The organism is Amycolatopsis circi (genome assembly GCF_003385235.1).
Lineage (GTDB): Bacteria > Actinomycetota > Actinomycetes > Mycobacteriales > Pseudonocardiaceae > Amycolatopsis > Amycolatopsis circi.
In genome coordinates, this window is sequence record NZ_PQIA01000164.1 from 1 (window position 1) to 17,823 (window position 17,823).

Annotated in this window: 16 protein-coding genes; 9 read left to right on the forward strand and 7 right to left on the reverse strand. The window is 68.9% G+C overall.

The features are described from left to right. Positions 1 to 458 precede the first annotated feature (458 nt). The 3 genes from D0D37_RS40900 to D0D37_RS40910 form a co-directional block, all read right to left on the reverse strand. Positions 459 to 1,490, reverse strand: a complete 1,032-nt coding sequence (locus D0D37_RS40900; RefSeq protein WP_116205943.1) for a sigma-70 family RNA polymerase sigma factor — start codon at positions 1,488 to 1,490, stop codon at positions 459 to 461. Between the two features lie 278 nt (positions 1,491 to 1,768). Then, complete coding sequence (dtd, locus tag D0D37_RS40905) at positions 1,769 to 2,194, reverse strand: D-aminoacyl-tRNA deacylase (RefSeq protein WP_116205944.1); 426 nt, start codon at positions 2,192 to 2,194, stop codon at positions 1,769 to 1,771. After that, positions 2,191 to 3,696, reverse strand: a complete 1,506-nt coding sequence (locus tag D0D37_RS40910) for a DUF7782 domain-containing protein (RefSeq protein WP_244223853.1) — start codon at positions 3,694 to 3,696, stop codon at positions 2,191 to 2,193. Before D0D37_RS40910 ends, dtd begins: the two co-directional genes overlap by 4 nt. 19 nt (positions 3,697 to 3,715) lie before the next feature. Between D0D37_RS40910 and D0D37_RS40915 the strand changes: the two genes are divergently transcribed. Further along, positions 3,716 to 5,008: an amidohydrolase gene (locus D0D37_RS40915; protein ID WP_116205946.1), complete on the forward strand. Its 1,293-nt coding sequence runs from the start codon at positions 3,716 to 3,718 to the stop codon at positions 5,006 to 5,008. Between the two features lie 8 nt (positions 5,009 to 5,016). Then, positions 5,017 to 5,361 (forward strand): DUF3099 domain-containing protein, encoded by a 345-nt coding sequence (locus D0D37_RS40920; protein ID WP_116205954.1) that lies wholly within the window; start codon positions 5,017 to 5,019, stop codon positions 5,359 to 5,361. Between the two features lie 343 nt (positions 5,362 to 5,704). Here the strand turns inward: D0D37_RS40920 and D0D37_RS40925 are convergent, their stop codons facing one another. From D0D37_RS40925 to D0D37_RS40935, 3 genes are read right to left on the reverse strand one after another with little or no spacing between them, the layout of a single operon-like run. Further along, complete coding sequence (locus D0D37_RS40925) at positions 5,705 to 6,574, reverse strand: carbohydrate kinase family protein (protein WP_116205947.1); 870 nt, start codon at positions 6,572 to 6,574, stop codon at positions 5,705 to 5,707. After that, complete coding sequence (locus tag D0D37_RS40930) at positions 6,571 to 7,485, reverse strand: pseudouridine-5'-phosphate glycosidase (protein WP_116205948.1); 915 nt, start codon at positions 7,483 to 7,485, stop codon at positions 6,571 to 6,573. The genes D0D37_RS40925 and D0D37_RS40930 overlap by 4 nt, the downstream gene beginning before the upstream one ends. Before the next feature lie 9 nt (positions 7,486 to 7,494). Continuing rightward, on the reverse strand, positions 7,495 to 8,151 hold the full coding sequence (locus tag D0D37_RS40935) for an HD domain-containing protein (RefSeq protein ID WP_116205949.1): 657 nt from the start codon (positions 8,149 to 8,151) through the stop codon (positions 7,495 to 7,497). 84 nt (positions 8,152 to 8,235) lie between these two features. Between D0D37_RS40935 and D0D37_RS40940 the strand changes: the two genes are divergently transcribed. Together D0D37_RS40940 and D0D37_RS40945 are read left to right on the forward strand one after the other, a co-directional pair. Next, positions 8,236 to 8,478: a DUF3039 domain-containing protein gene (locus D0D37_RS40940; RefSeq protein ID WP_162834726.1), complete on the forward strand. Its 243-nt coding sequence runs from the start codon at positions 8,236 to 8,238 to the stop codon at positions 8,476 to 8,478. 126 nt (positions 8,479 to 8,604) lie between these two features. Next, positions 8,605 to 9,453, forward strand: a complete 849-nt coding sequence (locus D0D37_RS40945) for a hypothetical protein (RefSeq protein ID WP_162834727.1) — start codon at positions 8,605 to 8,607, stop codon at positions 9,451 to 9,453. Position 9,454: 1 nt separating this feature from the next. Here the strand turns inward: D0D37_RS40945 and D0D37_RS40950 are convergent, their stop codons facing one another. Further along, a complete protein-coding gene (locus D0D37_RS40950; RefSeq protein WP_244223854.1) occupies positions 9,455 to 10,675 on the reverse strand; it encodes a YihY/virulence factor BrkB family protein in 1,221 nt (406 codons plus the stop codon). Between the two features lie 215 nt (positions 10,676 to 10,890). Between D0D37_RS40950 and D0D37_RS40955 the strand changes: the two genes are divergently transcribed. From D0D37_RS40955 to D0D37_RS40975, 5 genes are all read left to right on the forward strand, one after another. Next, a complete protein-coding gene (locus D0D37_RS40955; RefSeq protein ID WP_425267023.1) occupies positions 10,891 to 12,648 on the forward strand; it encodes a DEAD/DEAH box helicase in 1,758 nt (585 codons plus the stop codon). A 361-nt stretch (positions 12,649 to 13,009) separates the two neighbouring features. After that, positions 13,010 to 14,146: a sugar ABC transporter substrate-binding protein gene (locus D0D37_RS40960; protein WP_116205951.1), complete on the forward strand. Its 1,137-nt coding sequence runs from the start codon at positions 13,010 to 13,012 to the stop codon at positions 14,144 to 14,146. A 96-nt stretch (positions 14,147 to 14,242) separates the two neighbouring features. After that, a complete protein-coding gene (locus D0D37_RS40965) occupies positions 14,243 to 15,016 on the forward strand; it encodes an ATP-binding cassette domain-containing protein (protein WP_116205952.1) in 774 nt (257 codons plus the stop codon). Positions 15,017 to 15,033: 17 nt separating this feature from the next. Beyond that, positions 15,034 to 16,467: a sugar ABC transporter permease gene (locus D0D37_RS40970; protein WP_116205953.1), complete on the forward strand. Its 1,434-nt coding sequence runs from the start codon at positions 15,034 to 15,036 to the stop codon at positions 16,465 to 16,467. A gap of 22 nt (positions 16,468 to 16,489) precedes the next feature. Then, positions 16,490 to 17,659, forward strand: a complete 1,170-nt coding sequence (locus D0D37_RS40975) for an ROK family transcriptional regulator (RefSeq protein WP_167493635.1) — start codon at positions 16,490 to 16,492, stop codon at positions 17,657 to 17,659. The last annotated feature ends 164 nt before the right edge of the window (positions 17,660 to 17,823 follow it).

The window sequence follows — 17,823 nt, forward strand, 5'->3', positions numbered from 1 at the left end:
GGATTAACCGGATAAAACGGGACACCGGAGGAGGTTCGTGTGTTCTATCGGGGCTAAAGGGGTGGGTGGGGCTCAAGTGGCTCTTGGGGTCAGTGATGTTGATGAGGCGATTTGTCGGCAATGCGAAGCGCCGACGCGGAGGCGGCCGATCGGGCGAATTCGGTGGCTGGACATGACAAAACCCTCGGTCCGGAAACCGAACCGAGGGTTCTGCCCAACCAGCGGCACCGCCCGCTGCCCACCGAAATGATGATCTGGCCGAAACTTCCGCCCCGCCTGACCGGGCCCCACCCGGTCCCCGCGGAAAACCTCGGCCTGCCTGCCCGCGTGCTCGCCGGAGCAGGCTCACCGGACCCCACGCCCGGCCAGCCAGTTCCGGCAGCCCGATTCAGCCCGCCGACCGGCTTCTCCGCCCTCCCGGAACCGGGTCCCGAACCCGGCCCGGAGAGGGAAGAAACTCAGCTGGCGTACGCCCGCAGGCGGTCGGCCCGCTCGCCTTGGCGCAGCTTCGCCATGACCTCGCGCTCGATCTGGCGCACGCGCTCGCGCGACAGGCCGAAGTGCTTGCCGATCTGGTCGAGCGTGCGCGGCTGGCCGTCGTCGAGGCCGTAGCGGAGCCGGATGACGTGCTGTTCGCGGTCGTCCAGCGTCGCCAGGACACGACGAAGGTCGTCCTGCAGCAGACCGGAGATCACCGCGCTTTCGGCGTCGGTCGCCTCCGAGTCCTCGATGAAGTCGCCCAGCGGGGCGTCTTCCTCGGCGCCCACCGGCATGTCGAGGCTCACCGGGTCGCGGGACTGGTCGAGCAGGTCGGAGATCTTGTGCACCGGAATGCCCGATTCGGCGCTCAGTTCCTCGTGCGTCGCGTCGCGGCCCAGCTGCTGGTGCAGGTCGCGGCGGATCCGGGCCAGCTTGTTCACCTGTTCGACCAGGTGGACCGGCAGCCGGATCGTGCGGCCCTGGTCCGCCATGCCGCGGGTGATGGCCTGGCGGATCCACCACGTGGCGTACGTGGAGAACTTGAATCCCTTGGAGTAGTCGAACTTCTCCACCGCGCGGATCAGGCCCAGGTTCCCCTCCTGGATCAGGTCGAGCAGCGGCATGCCCCGTCCGGTGTAGCGCTTCGCGAGCGAAACCACGAGCCGGAGGTTGGCCTCCAGCAGGTGGTTCTTCGCGACGTGGCCGTCGCGGATCAGCGCACGCAGTTCCTTGCGGCGCTGCGCCGTGAGGTCCTCGACGGTGTCGAGCATGTGCTGCGCGAAGACCCCGGCTTCGATCCGCTTCGCCAGCTCGACCTCGTCGGCCGCGGTGAGCAGCGCGGTCTTGCCGATGCCGTTCAGGTACACGCGCACCAGGTCGGCGGCGGGGCTCTGGGCGTCGAGGTCGGCGTCGGTGAGCGCCCCCACGCTCGGACGTTCCTCGGACTGCTGTGCTGGAATCCCGCGCTCGCGAATCCCGCGCGCTTCGCGTTCGAGAGTCTGGACTGACATTCTGCCTCCCCGGTCACGGGCTGAACGTGTCTCGCCGGCGCCTGCGGGAACGGGGCCTGTGGAATCCCGTGTCCGCGGGCCCAGCCGGCTTGGCTGGACACTGGTGTCAACGCCCCGGGATGGCCAAACGTTCCCGGCTCGCTGAAAAGAGGACGGGCGTACCCGCCTCGCGGTTGCTCCACCAAAACTGAGGTTTTGCTGAGAACCGCTGCGCTCCGGGAAATGCGGGCGAATCGCGCGCTGTGCCTTCGATGTTACGCGCGCCGATCCAATGTGGTCTAGACCTCAACGAGAACGGTGAACGGCCCGTCGTTCACGCTTTCCACCGCCATCTCCGCGCCGAACCGTCCGGTCGAGACGGTCGCGCCGCGGCCGCGCAGTTCCGCGACCACGGCGTCCACCAGCGGTTCGGCGATTTCCGGCCGGGCGGCGGCGGTCCACGACGGGCGGCGGCCCTTGCGGGTGTCGCCGTAGAGCGTGAACTGCGACACCACCAGCAGCGGCGCTCCGGTCGTGGCGCAGGATTCTTCGTCGCGCAGCAACCGGAGTTCGTGCAGTTTGCGAGCCATGGTTCCGGCTTTCCCGAGATCGTCGTCACGGTGCACGCCCAGCAGCACGAGCAGGCCCGGTTCCTTGATCTCCCCGGCGATCTCCCCCGCGACGGTCACGCTCGCGCGGGTGACCCGCGCCGCCACCGCCCTCACCGCGGCGAACCGGGCACGAGCATGCCGTGCCGGACGAGTTCGCGGACGATCGGCAACGCGGCGGCGGTCAGTTCGGCCGAATCGAGGCCCTGCGCGGCGGACAGCAGGTCCAGCAGATCCGACAACGGAAGCGCGCCGCGGCAACCCGCGAGAAGCCGCGTCGTGAGTTCGTCGACCTCGTGCTGCCAACCCGGTCCGTCAGTGCGGTGCAACCGGCGCACGGTCGTTTCCCAGCCTTCATCGCCGGGCGAATCGACGCGTTCGAGCAACACGGTCTCGGGTACCCGAAACGCTACGTCCAACACATTGTCGCCGTGCGTACGCAGCCACTCGACGCGGTCGAGCCAGTTCGCTGCTTCGGGGCCCAGCGGGTCGTCGTAAGCCTGTCGCAGGTCTTCGCAGACGACAGTCGGCGTCTGACCGTTCGCGCGCCGCAGTGTCACGAAGCCGAAACCGATGCCCTGTACGTCGTTTTCGGTGAACCAGTCGAGCCACGCCGCCGCCTTCGCCCGGCCTTCGGGCGAGCGCGGGTCGATGCCTTCGTCGCGCAGCCACGTGCCGACGTACAGCCCGGGGTCGGCGACGTCGCGCTGTACGAACCACGCGTCGGTCTCAGACGGCAGCCAGCGCGCGACGCGGTCGCCCCAGTCTTCGCCGCGTCGGTGCAGCCACGACGCGAGGAGCTGCCCGGTGCCGCCGTCGTTGAGGAAGCTCGGCAGCTGACGGACGACCAGCGCGCTCGCGTCGTCGCCGGCCAAGCCGGAGTCGCGGTAGGTGTAGTCGACGCGCGGCGGGCCGACCACGAATGGCGGATTGCACACCACCTGGTCGAACCGGCGGCGCGCGACCGGCGCGAACCACTCGCCGCGCAGCAGTTCGACGTCCAGTTCGTTCAGCCGGAACGTGCCCGCGGCCAGGGCGAGCGCGCGGGCCGACACGTCGGTCGCGGTCACCCGCTGCGCGTGCCGGGTCGCGTGCAGCGCCTGGACGCCGTTGCCGGTGCCCAGGTCGAGCAGGGTGCCGACCGGACGGCGGCTGGTCGCGCGGATCAGGCTCAGCGACGCGTGCCCGACGCCGAGCACGTGGTCCTCGGGCACGACGTGGCCGAGCATGTCGGCGTCGAGGTCGGAGACGACCCACCATGAGCCGTCGTCGTCGCCGTGCGGGCGGATGTCGAGCGCGGCGCGGAACTCGTCCCCGACCGTCCGCAGGATGCCCGCGGCCACCGCGTCGTCCGCGCTGAGCGGGGCGAACGCCGACGAGACGGTCTTCTCCGGCTCGGCGAGACCGAGCAGGAACAGCCGGATGAAGACGCCGAGGTCCCCGGCGTCGAGGCTCGCGCGACGGGCGGGTTCGGGCTCGCCGCGGCCGAGCGCCGTGTGCGCTGCGCCGCCGAGCGCGTCGACGACGCCGTCAGCGTCGTAGCCGGTGCGTCGGAACGCTTCGCGCAGCCGCGCGCAGACGTCGTCGGAAAGGTCAGGAAGAGGCGTGTTCGTGCTCACGGTGGGTAAGCCTGCCACGATGAGCATCGTGACCACCGAGACCACCGAGCGTGTCCTGGCTCCGCTTGAAGCGGCCCTGCCGGAGCTTGAAGCGCTGTACGTCGACCTGCACCGTCATCCCGAGCTGGCGTTCACCGAAACCCGCACGGCGGCGGAGCTGGCTCGACGGCTGACTGAAGACGGCTTCGAGGTGCACGCCGGCATCGGTCGCACTGGCGTCGTCGGCGTCCTGCGCAACGGCGAAGGACCGACTGTGCTGCTTCGCGCGGACATCGACGCGTTGCCGGTCGAGGAGCAGACAGGGCTCTCGTACGCGAGCACCGCGCGCGGCGTCGACTCTCAGGGCCGTGACGTGCCGCTGATGCATGCCTGCGGGCACGACATGCACGCGACGTGGCTCTCCGGTGCCGCGCATCTTCTCGCCGCTTCGCGGGACGAGTGGTCCGGCACGTTGCTCGCGCTGTTCCAGCCTGGGGAAGAGGCAGGGGACGGTGCTGCCGGGATGGTCCGTGACGGTCTTTTCGACCGGGTCGGCCGTCCTGACGTGGTGTTCGGGCAGCACATCGTGCCTGGTCCGGCGGGGTGGGTGCTTACGCGTCCGGGCGTGATCATGGCTGCGACCGACACCTTGCGGATCACCCTGCACGGGCGCGGCGGACATGGGTCGCGGCCGGAAACCACGGTTGACCCGGCGGTGCTGGCGGCGTCTGTGGTGCTCAAGCTGCAGACGATCGTGTCGCGGGAGATCGCGGCGACTGAGCCCGCGGTGGTGACTGTCGGCTCGATGCATGTCGGGACTGCGGCGAATGTGATTGCTGATCATGCCGTGTTGGAGGTCAACACCCGCGCTTTTGATGACGCTGTGCTGGTGCGGCTGCGCAAGGCGATCGAGCGGATCGTGAACGGTGAAGCGGCGGCTGCAGGGGCGCCTCAGCCGCCGACCGTGGAGGTCGTCGCGTCCTATCCGGTCACTGCGAACGACGCTGCCGTGTCGGATGAGTTGACTGAGGTGTTCCGGGGGCACTTCGGGGCGGAGGCGACGATGCCCGCGCCGTTGGTCACCGGTAGCGAGGACTTCAGCGAGTTCGGGCGGGCGGCTGGGGTTCCGTCGGTGTTTTGGCTGGTCGGAGGGTTTGACGCGCAGCAGGTGATCACCGCGATGACGGAGGGGCGGTTCGAGACCGATGTGCCGTCCAACCACTCGTCCAAGTTCGCGCCGGTGCTGCATCCGACGTTGCGGACCGGGGTCGAGACGCTGGTCGTCGCCGCGTTGTCCAGGTTTGCCCGTCCGGGTGTCGCGGAAGGGCGGTGAGTGAGACGATGGAACACGGAGGTGGTGCTGTGAACGCACCCCACGGAGCCGATCCCCGCCCCGAGCCTGTGCTGATCACCGAGGCCGAGCCGTCGCTGGACGATCAGCTGGCGGCGCGGAAGCGGAAGTACGTCATCATGATGGTGTGCCGGATTCCCTGCCTGGTGCTGGCCGGGTTGACTTATCACACGTGGTGGCTGGCTATTCTGTTTTTGGTGATTTCTATTCCGTTGCCGTGGATCGCCGTTTTGGTCGCTAATGATCGGCCGCCGCGGAAGTCGGAGAAGGTCAGTCGTTATGCGCGGGATGCCAAGCAGATTGAGGGGCGGAAGCATCGGGTGATTGACGGGTAGGTCGGGTTTCGGCTCGTCGCCTGGCGGCGACATTGCGCCCGGATGGGGCCACCAACCCGAAGCTTGATTGTGATGACGGACGGCGGGTGCTTGTCAAGGCGGGAAAGATGCCTTGACAAGCACCCGCCGTCCGCATTTTGGCTTCGTATCGGGGTGCGGGGGTGGTGTGGGTGCCTCGTACGTTGGGTGCTTCGGTGCGGTTGGGCGGTGGTCCGTGAAGGGCTCCTTGAGGGAATCTAGGTCCGTGAAGGGGCCCCTCACGGCGTCGCGCGGTCTCGTGTGGGTCGTGAGGGGAACCCTGAGGGACTCTGAGTACGTGAGGGTTCCCCTCACGGAACGTGCGTCAGGGCTGGGGGCCGATTCGGCTTACTGCCAGTGCGCCTAGTTGGGTGCCTGCGCGTAGGACGTCCACTGTGGACTTTCCGGCCAGCCAGGTGGTGAGGACGCCTGCGTCGAAGGCGTCGCCTGCGCCGGTCGAGTCCACGCAGGTTGTTTCTACTGCTGGTACTGAGGCGACGCCGTTTTCGTCGATCCAGCTTGCGCCGTCTAGGCCTGCGGTGACTACTACTGCGCCGACTGCGTTCAGTAGTTCGGTGGCGGAGGACGGGTCTGCGGATCCGGTTAGGGCTACCAGCTCTTCCGTGTTCGGCATGAGTAGGTCGGTGCCGCGTACGTCGTTCAGGAAGGCTGCGGGGTCGTGGATGTGGGCGGCTGCTTGCGGGTCCACGGAGGTGGTTAGCCCGGCTTCCTTCGCGGCGGCTAGGGCGGCCAGGCCTGCGGGGCGGGAGGACGGGTCCAGCAGGACGTAGCCGGACAGGTGCAGGTGGGTGGAGCCGGTCAGCGACTCGGGCGTGACGTCTTCGGGGGCGAAGCGTTTGTTCGCGCCTCGGTCGGCGAGCATGCTGCGTTGGCCTTCGCCGTCCACCAGCACGACTACGCAGCAGGTCGGGGCTTCGGGGTCCGTTGCGAAGGCGCAGCGGACTCCTGCGGCTTCCAATTCGGATTTGATCAGGCGGCCGCCGGAGTCGTCGCCGATTCGGGCTACCAGGGTGGTTTCCGCGCCCAGAGAACGCAGCCACAGTGCGGTGTTCGCACCCGCGCCGCCGCCGGTGAAGCGGATTGCTGCTCTTGCGTCGCCGCCGTGGGGGAGGGGCTGGTCGTGTCGGGCGACGACGTCCAGGCCTGCGTCGCCTACTACTACGATTCCGGTCACGACAGGGCCACCGCTACTTCGGTCGCCAGTTTGGCGTTGGAGAGCACCAGCGCTTCGTTCGCGTCGATGCTGACACCTTCGCTGGCGGTGTGGAAGTGTTCCAGCAGCACGGGAGTCACGTCCGCGCCGTGCACGTCGGCGTCGGCCAGTTTTGCCAGGCCTTCCTGCAACAGGCGGTCGTGCAGGGCACGGTCCATTTCGGACTCTGCGGGGATCGGGTTTGTCAGCAGGACACCGGAATTCGCGTAGCGGCGGTGTGCGGAGATTACTGCGGCGGCTTGGGTCGCGTCTTCCACTCGCCAGCCGACCGGGTGGCCGGAGGAGCGGAGGTAGAACGCGGGGAAGTCGTCGGTGCGGTAGCCGAGGACGGGGACCGAGTTCGTTTCCAGCACCTCAAGGGTCGCGGGGATGTCCAGGACCGATTTCACGCCGGAGCACACGACCACGGTCGGGACCTTGGCGAGGACGCCGAGGTCTGCCGAGACGTCCCAGGTCTGTGCTGCGCCCAGGTGCACGCCGCCGAGGCCGCCGGTCGCGAAGACGCCGATTCCGGCTGCTGCGGCGAGAGCGGAGGTGCCAGCGACTGTGGTGGCGCCGGAGCGGCCCAGGCCGACTGCGGGGCCGAGGTCGCGCAGGGACAGCTTGTCCAGTCCTGCGTCCGGGGCGCAGACGCGCTCCAACTCGGCGGCGGAGAGGCCGATGACTGGTCGTCCGTCGAGCACGGCGATGGTGGCCGGTACGGCGCCGCCGTCGCGCACGGTTTGCTCGACTCGGCGGCCGACGTCGAGGTTGCGTCCGTACGGAAGGCCGTGCGAAAGGATCGTGCTCTCGAGGGCGACGACGGGGTGACCGTCACGCAACGCCGAGGCGACTTCCTCGTGGACGAACAGGGGAGTGGTCTGGGTGGTCACGAACGGACATCATCTGTGATCGCCGCGTGCGCTGCGGCATCGGGTCAGCTCTGCCTGCAGATTCTGGCGCGCGGCGGTCTCCCAGCGTGAGCGGGCGCTTTCGGTGAGGTACAGCGTGGGCCGGGCGAGGAGGCTTTCGAGCACTGCGGCGCGACCGGTCGCCCAGGCGTCGTCGGGGTAGCGCGCGTACTCCTGGCGCACGTTGTCCACGTACGCGGCGTACACGGCAGGCGGCGCGCCGAGGATGGCTAGGTCCGCGTCGAGGAGAGCTGCTGCGGCGAAGTCGCCTTCGGGGGCTTCGTGGGCGGCAGTGGCGAGTACGAGCGTTTCGGCCTGGTCGATGTGCGCGTCAGCAATGCCGGCGCGCGTGAGCCAGCGGCGAAGCCATTCGGCGCTGCGCTGTTCGTCTTGGCCGGGCACGGCGTCGTAGACCACGTCGTGCGCCCACGCGGCGAGGACGACGACGGCGCGTACGTGGAAGGGCAGGTCAGCCGCTAGCTGCTCGGCGTCGTGCGCGACGGCGGTGGCGTGGGCGAGGTCGTGGTAGCGGCGGTGCGGTTCGGTGTAGCGCGTTTCCAGGTCGGCCCAGGCGTCGTGGCCGACGTGGTGGTCGCCGCCGAGGCGGGCGAGCGCGCTGTGCCATCGCGGTGCGGACTCGTGCGGCATCCGGGCTCCTGAGGGGTCCCTTGGCAGGTCAGGCGAGCGTAGCCGGGCATGACCGCGGGCGCGGCGCTGAGGCATGATGGTGGGGTGAGCACCGAAACGCTGACCAAGCCGGAGACCGACAGCACCGAGTCGACCGACGACGACACCCCGAAGATGTTCCACTACGTGCGCAAGAACAAGATCGCCGAGAGCGCGGTCATGGGCACGCACGTCGTGGCGCTCTGCGGCGAGGTCTTCCCGGTCACGAAGTCGCCCAAGCCGGGGTCCCCGGTCTGCCCCAAGTGCAAGAAGATCTACGAGGGCCTCCGTCCTGGCGGCGACGACTGAGCGTTTCCCGCGCGTCCCGGTGCGCGGGAACAAAGGTGAAAATCCTTCACTCGGTGGCTGTGCACCCGGGGAGGAACTGGTAGACCTGCAGTCCGGCCAGTCGCCTCCCCGCAGGAGTGTCCCCGCATGCGCGCAACCGGGATCGTGCTTTCCCTCGTAGTCCTGCTGTCCGCCTTCAGCGCCGTCGCGGCGGGTGCCGCAAACGCGGTGACCGGATGGACCACCGTCGGCTCAGACCGGGCCCGTCCGCTCGACGAGAGCCAGGGCCTCGCCACTGTCGAGCGTTCGTCGGGCACCAGCATCCGCTACACCGGCATCGGCACGGTCGACCCGGGTCTCGCCGCGAAGGGCTGGAACCACATCGGCGACCCAGGGTCCGCGAAGGGCTGGTACGTCGAGCCCTACCAGCGTGACGACCGCGGCGCGAAACTCTTCCGCGTCGAAGGCCCGGACGGCTCCCGCGCCGACTACCAGCACGCGCTGGAATCGTGGGAGGCCAACAACAATTCGTTCGCCGCGGTGTCGCCCGACGCGCGCTGGCTGGTGTCCGGAGAGTGGGGCACGATGGACCGCCTGCTCGTCTACCCGATGCCCGGCGTCGCGGCCGCCGACCCCGGTCAGAACCTCCCGTACGCCTCGGCGATCCGGCTCGACCACCCGGTGCGCGACGTCCAGGGCTGCGATTTCGTGTCCGCCACCCGGATGATGTGCTCCTCCGACGACCCGGACGGCAGCCTCTTCGGCGCCACCAAACCCTTGCTGCAGGTCGATCTTTCCGGTCCGGTCTCCGGTTCCGACGTCACCGGGCACGTCACCTCGCTCGGCCAGCTTCCGCTGCAAAGCGGCTGCAGCGGCAACTTCGAGGTCGAGGGCATCGACTACGACGAACGCGACGGCACCCTGCGCGTGGTCGTGATGTCGCCGAGCGTCTGCATCGCCTTCGACAGCAAGACGTGGCGGTTCCGCCAGGGCTGAATCACCCCTGCTGCGGGCGGCGCCGGCGCGGTTCCGGGCTGGGAGACGGCTCGGAACCGGCTCGTTCGTCGGACGCGCGCTCCGGCCTGGCAAGCTGCATGGTCTCCGATTCGGTGTGATTGACCTCGGCGCCGTTCGGTTCGTCGTGGCCGGGCTCAGTGTCGACGGAGTCGTTTTCGGGGTGCCGTTTCGGCCTGCGCAACGGCATCGTCGTGCGGTCCCACAGCTTGCGGCCCTCTTCGGCCCGCATCCGCTCGGTCGCGCGTTCCATCTCCAGCCGCCGCCACTTGCGCCGCTGCCGCCGGGTAGCCTTGGCCGGCCACAACTCCTGGATCGCGCTGTTGAAGTACGCGCCGCCGACCACCGCGAGTCCGATGAAGAACATCAACAGCAGGAACGCGATCGGCGCGGCCAGCGCGCCGTAGGTGTAGCCGGTTTTGGTGATCCAGTTCAGATAGATCCGCAGCCCGATGCTCGACACCAGGAACACCACGCCGGCCAGCATCGCGCCCGGCAGCCCGCGGTGCCACGGCAGCCGGCGGGGCAGCGCAAGCTTGTACAGCGTCGTCAGCGCGAGCGCGATCATCACGCCCAGCACCGGGTAGTAGAGCGTGCCGACCCAGGAGGAGACCGTCGGGCGCCATTCGACCGGGAAGAACTCCGGCAGCAGATCCGGCCCGATCGCCAGCAGCGGCAGCCCGACCACGAGCACGATCAGCGCGCACAGGTACAGCAGCAGCGCGAAAATCCGCTGCCACACCTCGTTGCGGACGCCGTACTGGTCGTGCGCGACGGTGATCGCGTCGACGAACGACGACATCGCCGACGAACCCGCCCACAGCGAGATGACGAAGCCCACGGACACGATCTCGCCCTTGCCGACAGTGAGGATGCTGTTCACCGTCGGTTCGATGATCTCCTGCACCGCGTTGGCGCTGAAAATGGTGTGGCTGAAGGTGATGATCCGGTCGTGCACCGCGGTGACCACGTTCTGGCCGAACCACTCGCCGATGAAGCCGACGCTGCCGAGCAGACCGAGCAGCAGCGGCGGAAGCGACAGCGTCTGCCAGAACGCCGCCTCGGCCGCCTCGGAGAAGATGTTGCCGTCCCACGCTTTCGCGAGCGTGCGGGTCAGGAGCCGCCACGGCCCCCTGCGCACGGTCTTCTCCGGCACGCTCTTCTTCGGCTCTGCCTCGCCGGCGTCCGGTGTCACCTCGCCCATGGTGTCTCCCAGCATGGTCCATGCGCGCGGTTTTGGCTCGTCACCCCCGCCGAGAGGGGGCGTGTCGGAGGACACCACCCGTGGCGGTGCCCGGCGCCCGCGGGCGCGGAAGGTAAGCTGGCCGACGTGCCCTCATCGCGGCGCCCGGCGGCGAAGCCGGTGCCACAGTGGGGGTTTTCGCACGTCACGGCCGCGCCGAGCGGCCCGAGGAGGGGGTGAACCGAGTTTTGTCCGAGACGACCCAGCCGGTCCTCGGGGCGCCGCCCGCAGAGAAGGACTCCACCGCGCGCCCGCTGCGCGCCTGGCAGCGCCGAGCGCTCACGAAGTACCTGTCGAGCCGGCCGAAGGACTTCCTCGCGGTCGCGACGCCGGGCGCGGGCAAGACCGTCTTCGGCCTCCGGATCGCCGCCGAACTGCTTTCGGACCGCACCGTCGAGGCCGTCACGATCGTCACCCCCACTGAGCACCTGAAGCACCAGTGGGCGTCCGCGGCCGCGGCGGCGGGCATCCCGATCGACTCGAACTTCCGCAACACCACCGGCGTCACGTCGTCGGACTACCGCGGCGTCGCGGTCACCTACGCGCAGGTCGCCGCGCACCCCACGCTGCACCGGGTGCGCACGGAGAACCGCAAGACCCTGGTGATCCTCGACGAGATCCACCACGCGGGCGACGCGAAGTCCTGGGGCGACGCGACCAGCGAGGCGTTCACGCCCGCGGTCCGCCGCCTCGCGCTCACCGGGACGCCGTTCCGCAGCGACGACTCGCCGATCCCGTTCGTCACCTACGAACCCGACGGCGGCGGATTCCAGCGCAGCAAGGCCGACCACTCCTACGGCTACTCCGACGCCCTCGCCGACGGCGTGGTCCGGCCGGTCGTCTTCCTCGCCTACTCCGGCGAGGCGTCGTGGCGCACCAGTGCGGGCGAGGAGTTCACCGCACGGCTGGGCGAGCCGCTCACCGCGGAACAGAACGCGCGCGCCTGGCGTACGGCGCTAGACCCGGCCGGTGAGTGGATCCCGGCAGTCCTGCAGGCCGCCGACACGCGGCTCAGCCAGGTGCGGCAAGGCATTCCGGACGCGGGCGGCCTGGTGATCGCCACCGACCAGGACACCGCGCGCGCCTACGCCAAGATCCTGGAACGGATCTGCGGCGAAACGCCGACGCTGGTGCTGTCCGACGACCCGAAGGCGTCCGGGCGGATCAAGGAGTTCTCCGAGACCAAGGAACGCTGGATCGTCGCGGTCCGGATGGTGTCCGAGGGCGTCGACGTCCCGCGGCTGGCCGTCGGCGTGTACGCGACCAGTGCGTCCACCCCGCTGTTCTTCGCGCAGGCCATCGGCCGCTACGTGCGGGCCCGGAAAAAGGGCGAGACGGCGAGCATCTTCCTGCCGAGCGTCCCGGTGCTGCTGGAGCTGGCCAGCGAGCTGGAAGCGCAGCGCGACCACGTGCTCGGCAAACCGCACCGGGAGAAGGAAGGCTGGGACGACGAACTGCTCGCCCAGGCCAACCGCACCGAGGACGAACCGGGCGAGGAGGAGAAGGCGTTCACCTCGCTGCACGCCTCGGCCGAACTCGACCAGGTCATCTACGACGGCAACTCGTTCGGCACCGCGGTCTTCTCCGGCTCCGACGAGGAGCAGGAGTACCTCGGCCTTCCCGGGCTGCTGGAGCCGGACCAAGTCCGTGCGCTGCTGCGCAAGCGGCAGGAAGAGCAGGTTTCCGACGAGAAGCGGCGCAAGCCGAAGACCGAGGAACCGGCCGCGCCGCCGGTCCGGTCGCAGTCGGTGAGCGAACGGCTCGGCGCGCTGCGCAAGGAACTCAACGCGCTGGTCGGCGTGTACCACCACCGCACGAAGAAGCCGCACGGCGCGATCCACAACGAGCTGCGCCGTCAGTGCGGCGGCCCGCCCACCGCGATGGCGACGGTGGAGCAGCTCGAAGAACGGATTGTCACGCTGCGCTCCTGGTAGCCGACCAGCTGGCTCAGCGGGTTCCGCGCGGCGTTTTCGCGCGCGGAGAGCACTCCTTTTCCTGGTAGAACCGGGTGGCCGGTTCGGTCCGGGCGCCCGATCGGGCACTCCTGTCCTCGCGACCGGACAAGACCGGACAACTTCTCGTTACGCTCGGTGCGTGGCAGGGATCACTCAGTCAGCGCAAGGCGCAGATGAGGGCTGCGTTGCCGAACCGTGTCCATTTGGTGTCGGTTACTCGATCCCGCCATCTTCCGCAGAGCCGCTCGGCGGCATATGTTGTCGGCCACAACATATCTGCGACGGTGCACCGGGGACCCTCTCCGATCACCCCGCGAGCATGATCGGAGAAGGAACGAGGATGCGCAGCAGAACCCTTACCCTCATCGCCGCGACGGTGAGCGCCGGCCTGGCGCTTTCGGCCTGCGGTGCCAACAGCTCGGGCTCGGGGAATTCGGGGGACAGCAAGAGCTCCGCCTCCGCCCCGGCCGGCGGCGGCGCCAGCGGCAAGGTCGGCGTGATCCTGCCGGAGACCGCCACCTCGGCCCGCTGGGAAGCCTTCGACAAGCCGATGCTGCAGGCCGCGCTCTCCGCGCAGGGCTTCAGCGCCGACATCCAGAACGCCCAGGGCGACAACCAGAAGTTCTCCACCCTTGCCGACGGCTTCATCAGCTCGGGCGTCAAGGTGCTGATCATCGCCCCGTCCGACCCGGCGGTCGGCGCGGCGATCGAGGCCAAGGCCAAGAACGCGGGCATCCCGGTCATCGACTACGACCGCCCGAGCCTCGGCGGATCGGCCGACTACTACGTCTCGTTCGACAACGAGAAGGTCGGCGAGATCCAGGCGCAGGGCCTGGCCGACGCGCTGAAGAGCAAGCCGGGAGCCAACGTCGTCCAGATCGAGGGCGCGCCGACGGACAACAACGCGACGCTGTTCGCCAACGGTCACGACAAGGTCCTCCAGCCGCTGTACGGCTCCAAGGCGCTGAACCTCGTGCAGAAGCAGGCCATCGACAACTGGGACGCCCAGGTCGGCGGCACCACCTTCGAGCAGATCTTCACCCGGGTCAACGGCAAGGTCGACGGCGTCGTGGCGGCGAACGACGAGCTGGCCGGCGCGGTGATCACCGTGCTGAAGAAGAACGGGCTCAACGGCAAGGTCCCGGTCACCGGCCAGGACGCTACCCCGGCCGGTCTGCAGGCGATCCTGCGCGGCGACCAGACGCTCACCATCTTCAAGCCGATCAAGGAAGAGGCCGAGAACACCGCGAAGCTGGCCGCCGCGCTGGCCAAGGGCGACAAGGCCGCCGCGGACGCGATCGCCACCGGCAAGCTGCACGACCCGAAGAACAACCGCGACCTGAAGTCGGTGCTGCTGCAGCCGCAGCTGATCACGATCAAGGACATCAAGACCGTCGTCCAGCAGGGCTACGTCAAGGCGTCCGACATCTGCACCGGCGACCTCGCCGCCAAGTGCACCGAAAACGGCATCTCCTGACGCCGTAGCGACACCCCGCCAAGAGCAGCCGGGCCGGGACGCGTTCCCCCGACACGCGTTCCGGCCCGGCATCCACGCGAGAGACAAGCGAATCCCATGAGCGAGCCCATTCTCGACATCACCGGCCTGAACAAGAGCTTCGGCCCGGTTCACGTCCTGCACGACGTGGACTTCGCCGTGCGGGCGGGCGAAGTGACCGCGCTCGTCGGCGACAACGGGGCCGGCAAGTCCACTTTGGTCAAATGCATCGCGGGCATTCACCCGTACGACACCGGATCCGTCCGGTTCAACGGCGCGGACGCGCACATCCGCGGTCCCAAGGACGCCGCCGAACTCGGCATCGAGGTCGTGTACCAGGACCTCGCGCTGGCCGACAACCTCGACATCGTGCAGAACATGTTCCTCGGCCGCGAGCGGGGCAGCAGCTGGCTGCTCGACGAGGCCAGCATGGAGAAGGCCGCGCGCGAGACGCTGGCGTCGCTGGGCGTGCGCACGGTGAAATCGGTCCGCACCCCGGTTTCCTCGCTGTCCGGAGGCCAGCGCCAGACCGTCGCGATCGCGAAGTCGGTGCTGTGGAACAGCAAAGTGGTCATCCTCGACGAGCCGACCGCCGCGCTCGGCGTCGCGCAGACCAAGCAGGTGCTCGACCTGGTCCGCAGACTGGCCGAACAGGGCCTCGGCGTGGTGCTGATCAGCCACAACATGGCCGACGTGTTCGAGGTCGCGGACCGGATCGCGGTGCTTTACCTCGGCAGGCTCGTCGCGGACGTCCAGACCAAGGACGTGACGCACAGCCAGGTCGTCGAACTCATCACCGCGGGCCGATCGGGCGACCTCGGCCTGGCCCGTCCCGAAGCTGTCGCGCTGTGAGCGAGAAAGAACCTGTCATGACCGAAACTTCCGAGAAGCCGCAGACGCCGGACGCACCCGCCGGGGCGATCGCCGACTTCGGCATCGACACCACCTCGATGTCCACCGGCGAGGCGATCAAGGACTACTTCGCGCGGATGAAGGACGGGCAGCTCGGCTCGATTCCCGCCGTGCTCGGCGTGATCGTGCTCGCCGTCCTGTTCAGCGCGCTGTCCGGCGACTTCTTCACCCTGCAGAACATCGCCAACCTGCTGGAGCAGGGCGCGGGCCAGACCATCATCGCGATGGGCATCGTGTTCGTGCTGCTGCTGGGCGAGATCGACCTGTCCGCGGGCACCGCTTCCGGCGTCTGCGCGTCGCTGATGGCGCTGCACTACGTCCACAATGGAAACTTGCTGGGTTCCATGGGAACCGGCGTCTTCATCACGTTCATCGCGGTGCTCGCGCTCGCGGTGGTGCTCGCGCTGCTGCAGAAGATCTGGGCCGGGGCGGCGGTTTCGCTGGTCGGCATCGTGGTGATCCTGGTCGGCGCGCCGGTCAACGCGTGGGTCGAAATGCTCATCGCGGTCTGCACCGGCACCGCGATCGGCTGCATCACCGGTTTCCTGGTGTCGAAGATCGGGATGCCGTCCTTCGTCGTCACGCTGGCGCTGTTCATCGTGTGGCAGGGCGTGATCCTGCAGTTCGTCGGCGAAGGCGGCACGCTGCCGATCAGCACGAGCGACACGCTCAACGCGGTCGCCAACGGCAACCTCTCGGTCGTCGGCAGCTGGGTGCTGTTCGTGGTCGCGGCGGGCGGATACGCGGTGCTCGCGCTCGGACAGCACTTCTCGCGGCTGAAGCGCGGGCTGGTGGTCCAGCCGACGCCGATCGTGCTGGCGAAGGTCGGCGTCATCGCGGTCGTCGCGGCGGTCGCGACCTACCTGCTCACCATCAACCGGGCGTCGAACGACCTCGTCGTGATCGCGGGCGTGCCGTACGTGGTGCCGATCGTCCTGGCGCTCCTGGTAGCGGGCACCTACGTGCTCAACCGCACCAAGTACGGCCGGCACCTGTACGCGGTGGGCGGCAACAAGGAAGCCGCGCGGCGGGCCGGCATCAACGTGCCGAAGCTGCGCACCAGCGTGTTCGTGATCAGCTCGTCGTTCGCGGCGATCGGCGCGATCGTGTACTCGTCGAAGGTCGGCTCCGTCAGCGGCCAGTCCGGCGGCCTGAACACGCTGCTGTTCGCCGTCGGAGCCGCGGTCATCGGCGGCACCTCGCTGTTCGGCGGCAAGGGCCGGATCATGGACGCGGTCATCGGCGGCGCGGTGCTGGCGATCGTGAACAACGGGCTCGGCCTGCTCCAGCAGAAGGCCGCGGTGGTCAACATCATCACCGGTCTGGTGCTTTTGCTGGCCGCGACCGTGGACGCGCTCTCGCGACGGCGGGCTGACGCATCGGCTCGCTGAGGGCTGATGGGAAGATGACGAGGTGAGCAGCCCGCCCGTCGCCCGCCCGGACGAGGTGCGCCGGCACAACCGCACGACCCTGTTGCGCCTGCTGCACGTCGGCGGGCCCAGTACGCGGGCTGCCCTGGCCACCGAACTGGGGCTGAACCGGAGCACCATCAAGACCCTCGTCGACGGCCTCGCCGAGGCGGGAGTGGTCGAGGAGAAAGTGCCGAGGCCGGGGCGAGGGGCGGGCCGCCCCTCGCTCCTGGTCCTGCCGCAGCCGCACGCCGCGGTCGTGCTCGCGGTCGACCTGCAGGTCGAGCACGTGGCGATCGCGCTCGTCGGGCTCGGCGGGCAGATTCTCGGGCGCAACAGCTGGAATCTGCATGCGCGGACGCGTACCGCGGACGAGGTCATCACGCACGTGATCGAGTCGACTCGGGTGCTGGCCGGAGACCTCGGCGTGGAGCCGGTGGCGGTCGGGGTGTCGGTGCCCGGCGTGGTGCGGCGGGCTGACGGGTTGGTGCACGAGGCGCCCAACCTGCGGTGGACCGATGTGGCGCTCGGGGACCGGTTGTCCGCGGTGTTGCGGGTTCCGGTGTTGGTGGCCAATGACGCCGAGTTGGGTGCCGTCGCTGAGCATCTGCGCGGCGCGGCTCGGGGGTCGTCGGATTCGGTCTACGTGTCCGCGGATGTCGGCGTCGGGGGCGGGGTGATTTCGCAGGGATCCTCGTTGCGCGGGGGCGCGGGGTACGTCGGCGAGATCGGGCATATGGCGATTCGGCCTGGCGGTCGGGCTTGCTATTGCGGGAGCCGGGGGTGCTGGGAGACCGAGATCGGCGAGGCGGAGTTGTGCCGGGCTCTGGGGCTGGCTGAGGACACGCCTCGGGGGGCGATTCTCGTTGAGCTGCGCGAGCTGGGGTCGGATGCTGTTTCGGCTGCTTCTCGGCTCGAGGAATATGCGGAGTGGCTCACGTTGGGATTGGTCAACGTGGTCAATCTGCTGGGGCCCGAGTTGGTGGTGTTGGGGGATTTGCTGACTGTGCTGCCGGAGTCGGTGATCCGGGCTATCGCTGAGGAGGTCCGGCGGAGGAGTTTGGTTTCCCGGGCTGTCGGGGGGACGCGGATTGTCAGTTCGGCGCTGGGAGCGGATGTGAAGTTGCTGGGGGCGGCTGAGGTGGCGTTCGAGGTGGTTCTGGATACGGTTTGAGGTCGGTTTGGCCAGGACGGGGGGTGACGCCGCGTAGGCGGGTGCGGGTGGGCACCCCGAAGCCTGATTGTGATGACGGGCGGCGGGTGCTTGTCAAGGCGGGAAAGATGCCTTGACAAGCACCCGCCGCCCGCATTTTGGCTTCGTATCGGGGTGCGGGGAGG

Coding starts and splice junctions, on each gene's coding strand:
- D0D37_RS40960 (WP_116205951.1), top strand. CDS start 13,010: ATGCGCAGCAGAACCCTTACCCTCATCGCCGCGACGGTGAGCGCCGGC.
- D0D37_RS40935 (WP_116205949.1), bottom strand. CDS start 8,151: ATGCCGCACGAGTCCGCACCGCGATGGCACAGCGCGCTCGCCCGCCTC.
- D0D37_RS40965 (WP_116205952.1), top strand. CDS start 14,243: ATGAGCGAGCCCATTCTCGACATCACCGGCCTGAACAAGAGCTTCGGC.
- D0D37_RS40970 (WP_116205953.1), top strand. CDS start 15,034: ATGACCGAAACTTCCGAGAAGCCGCAGACGCCGGACGCACCCGCCGGG.
- D0D37_RS40900 (WP_116205943.1), bottom strand. CDS start 1,490: ATGTCAGTCCAGACTCTCGAACGCGAAGCGCGCGGGATTCGCGAGCGC.
- D0D37_RS40915 (WP_116205946.1), top strand. CDS start 3,716: ATGAGCATCGTGACCACCGAGACCACCGAGCGTGTCCTGGCTCCGCTT.
- D0D37_RS40920 (WP_116205954.1), top strand. CDS start 5,017: ATGGAACACGGAGGTGGTGCTGTGAACGCACCCCACGGAGCCGATCCC.
- D0D37_RS40950 (WP_244223854.1), bottom strand. CDS start 10,675: ATGGGCGAGGTGACACCGGACGCCGGCGAGGCAGAGCCGAAGAAGAGC.
- D0D37_RS40945 (WP_162834727.1), top strand. CDS start 8,605: ATGCGCGCAACCGGGATCGTGCTTTCCCTCGTAGTCCTGCTGTCCGCC.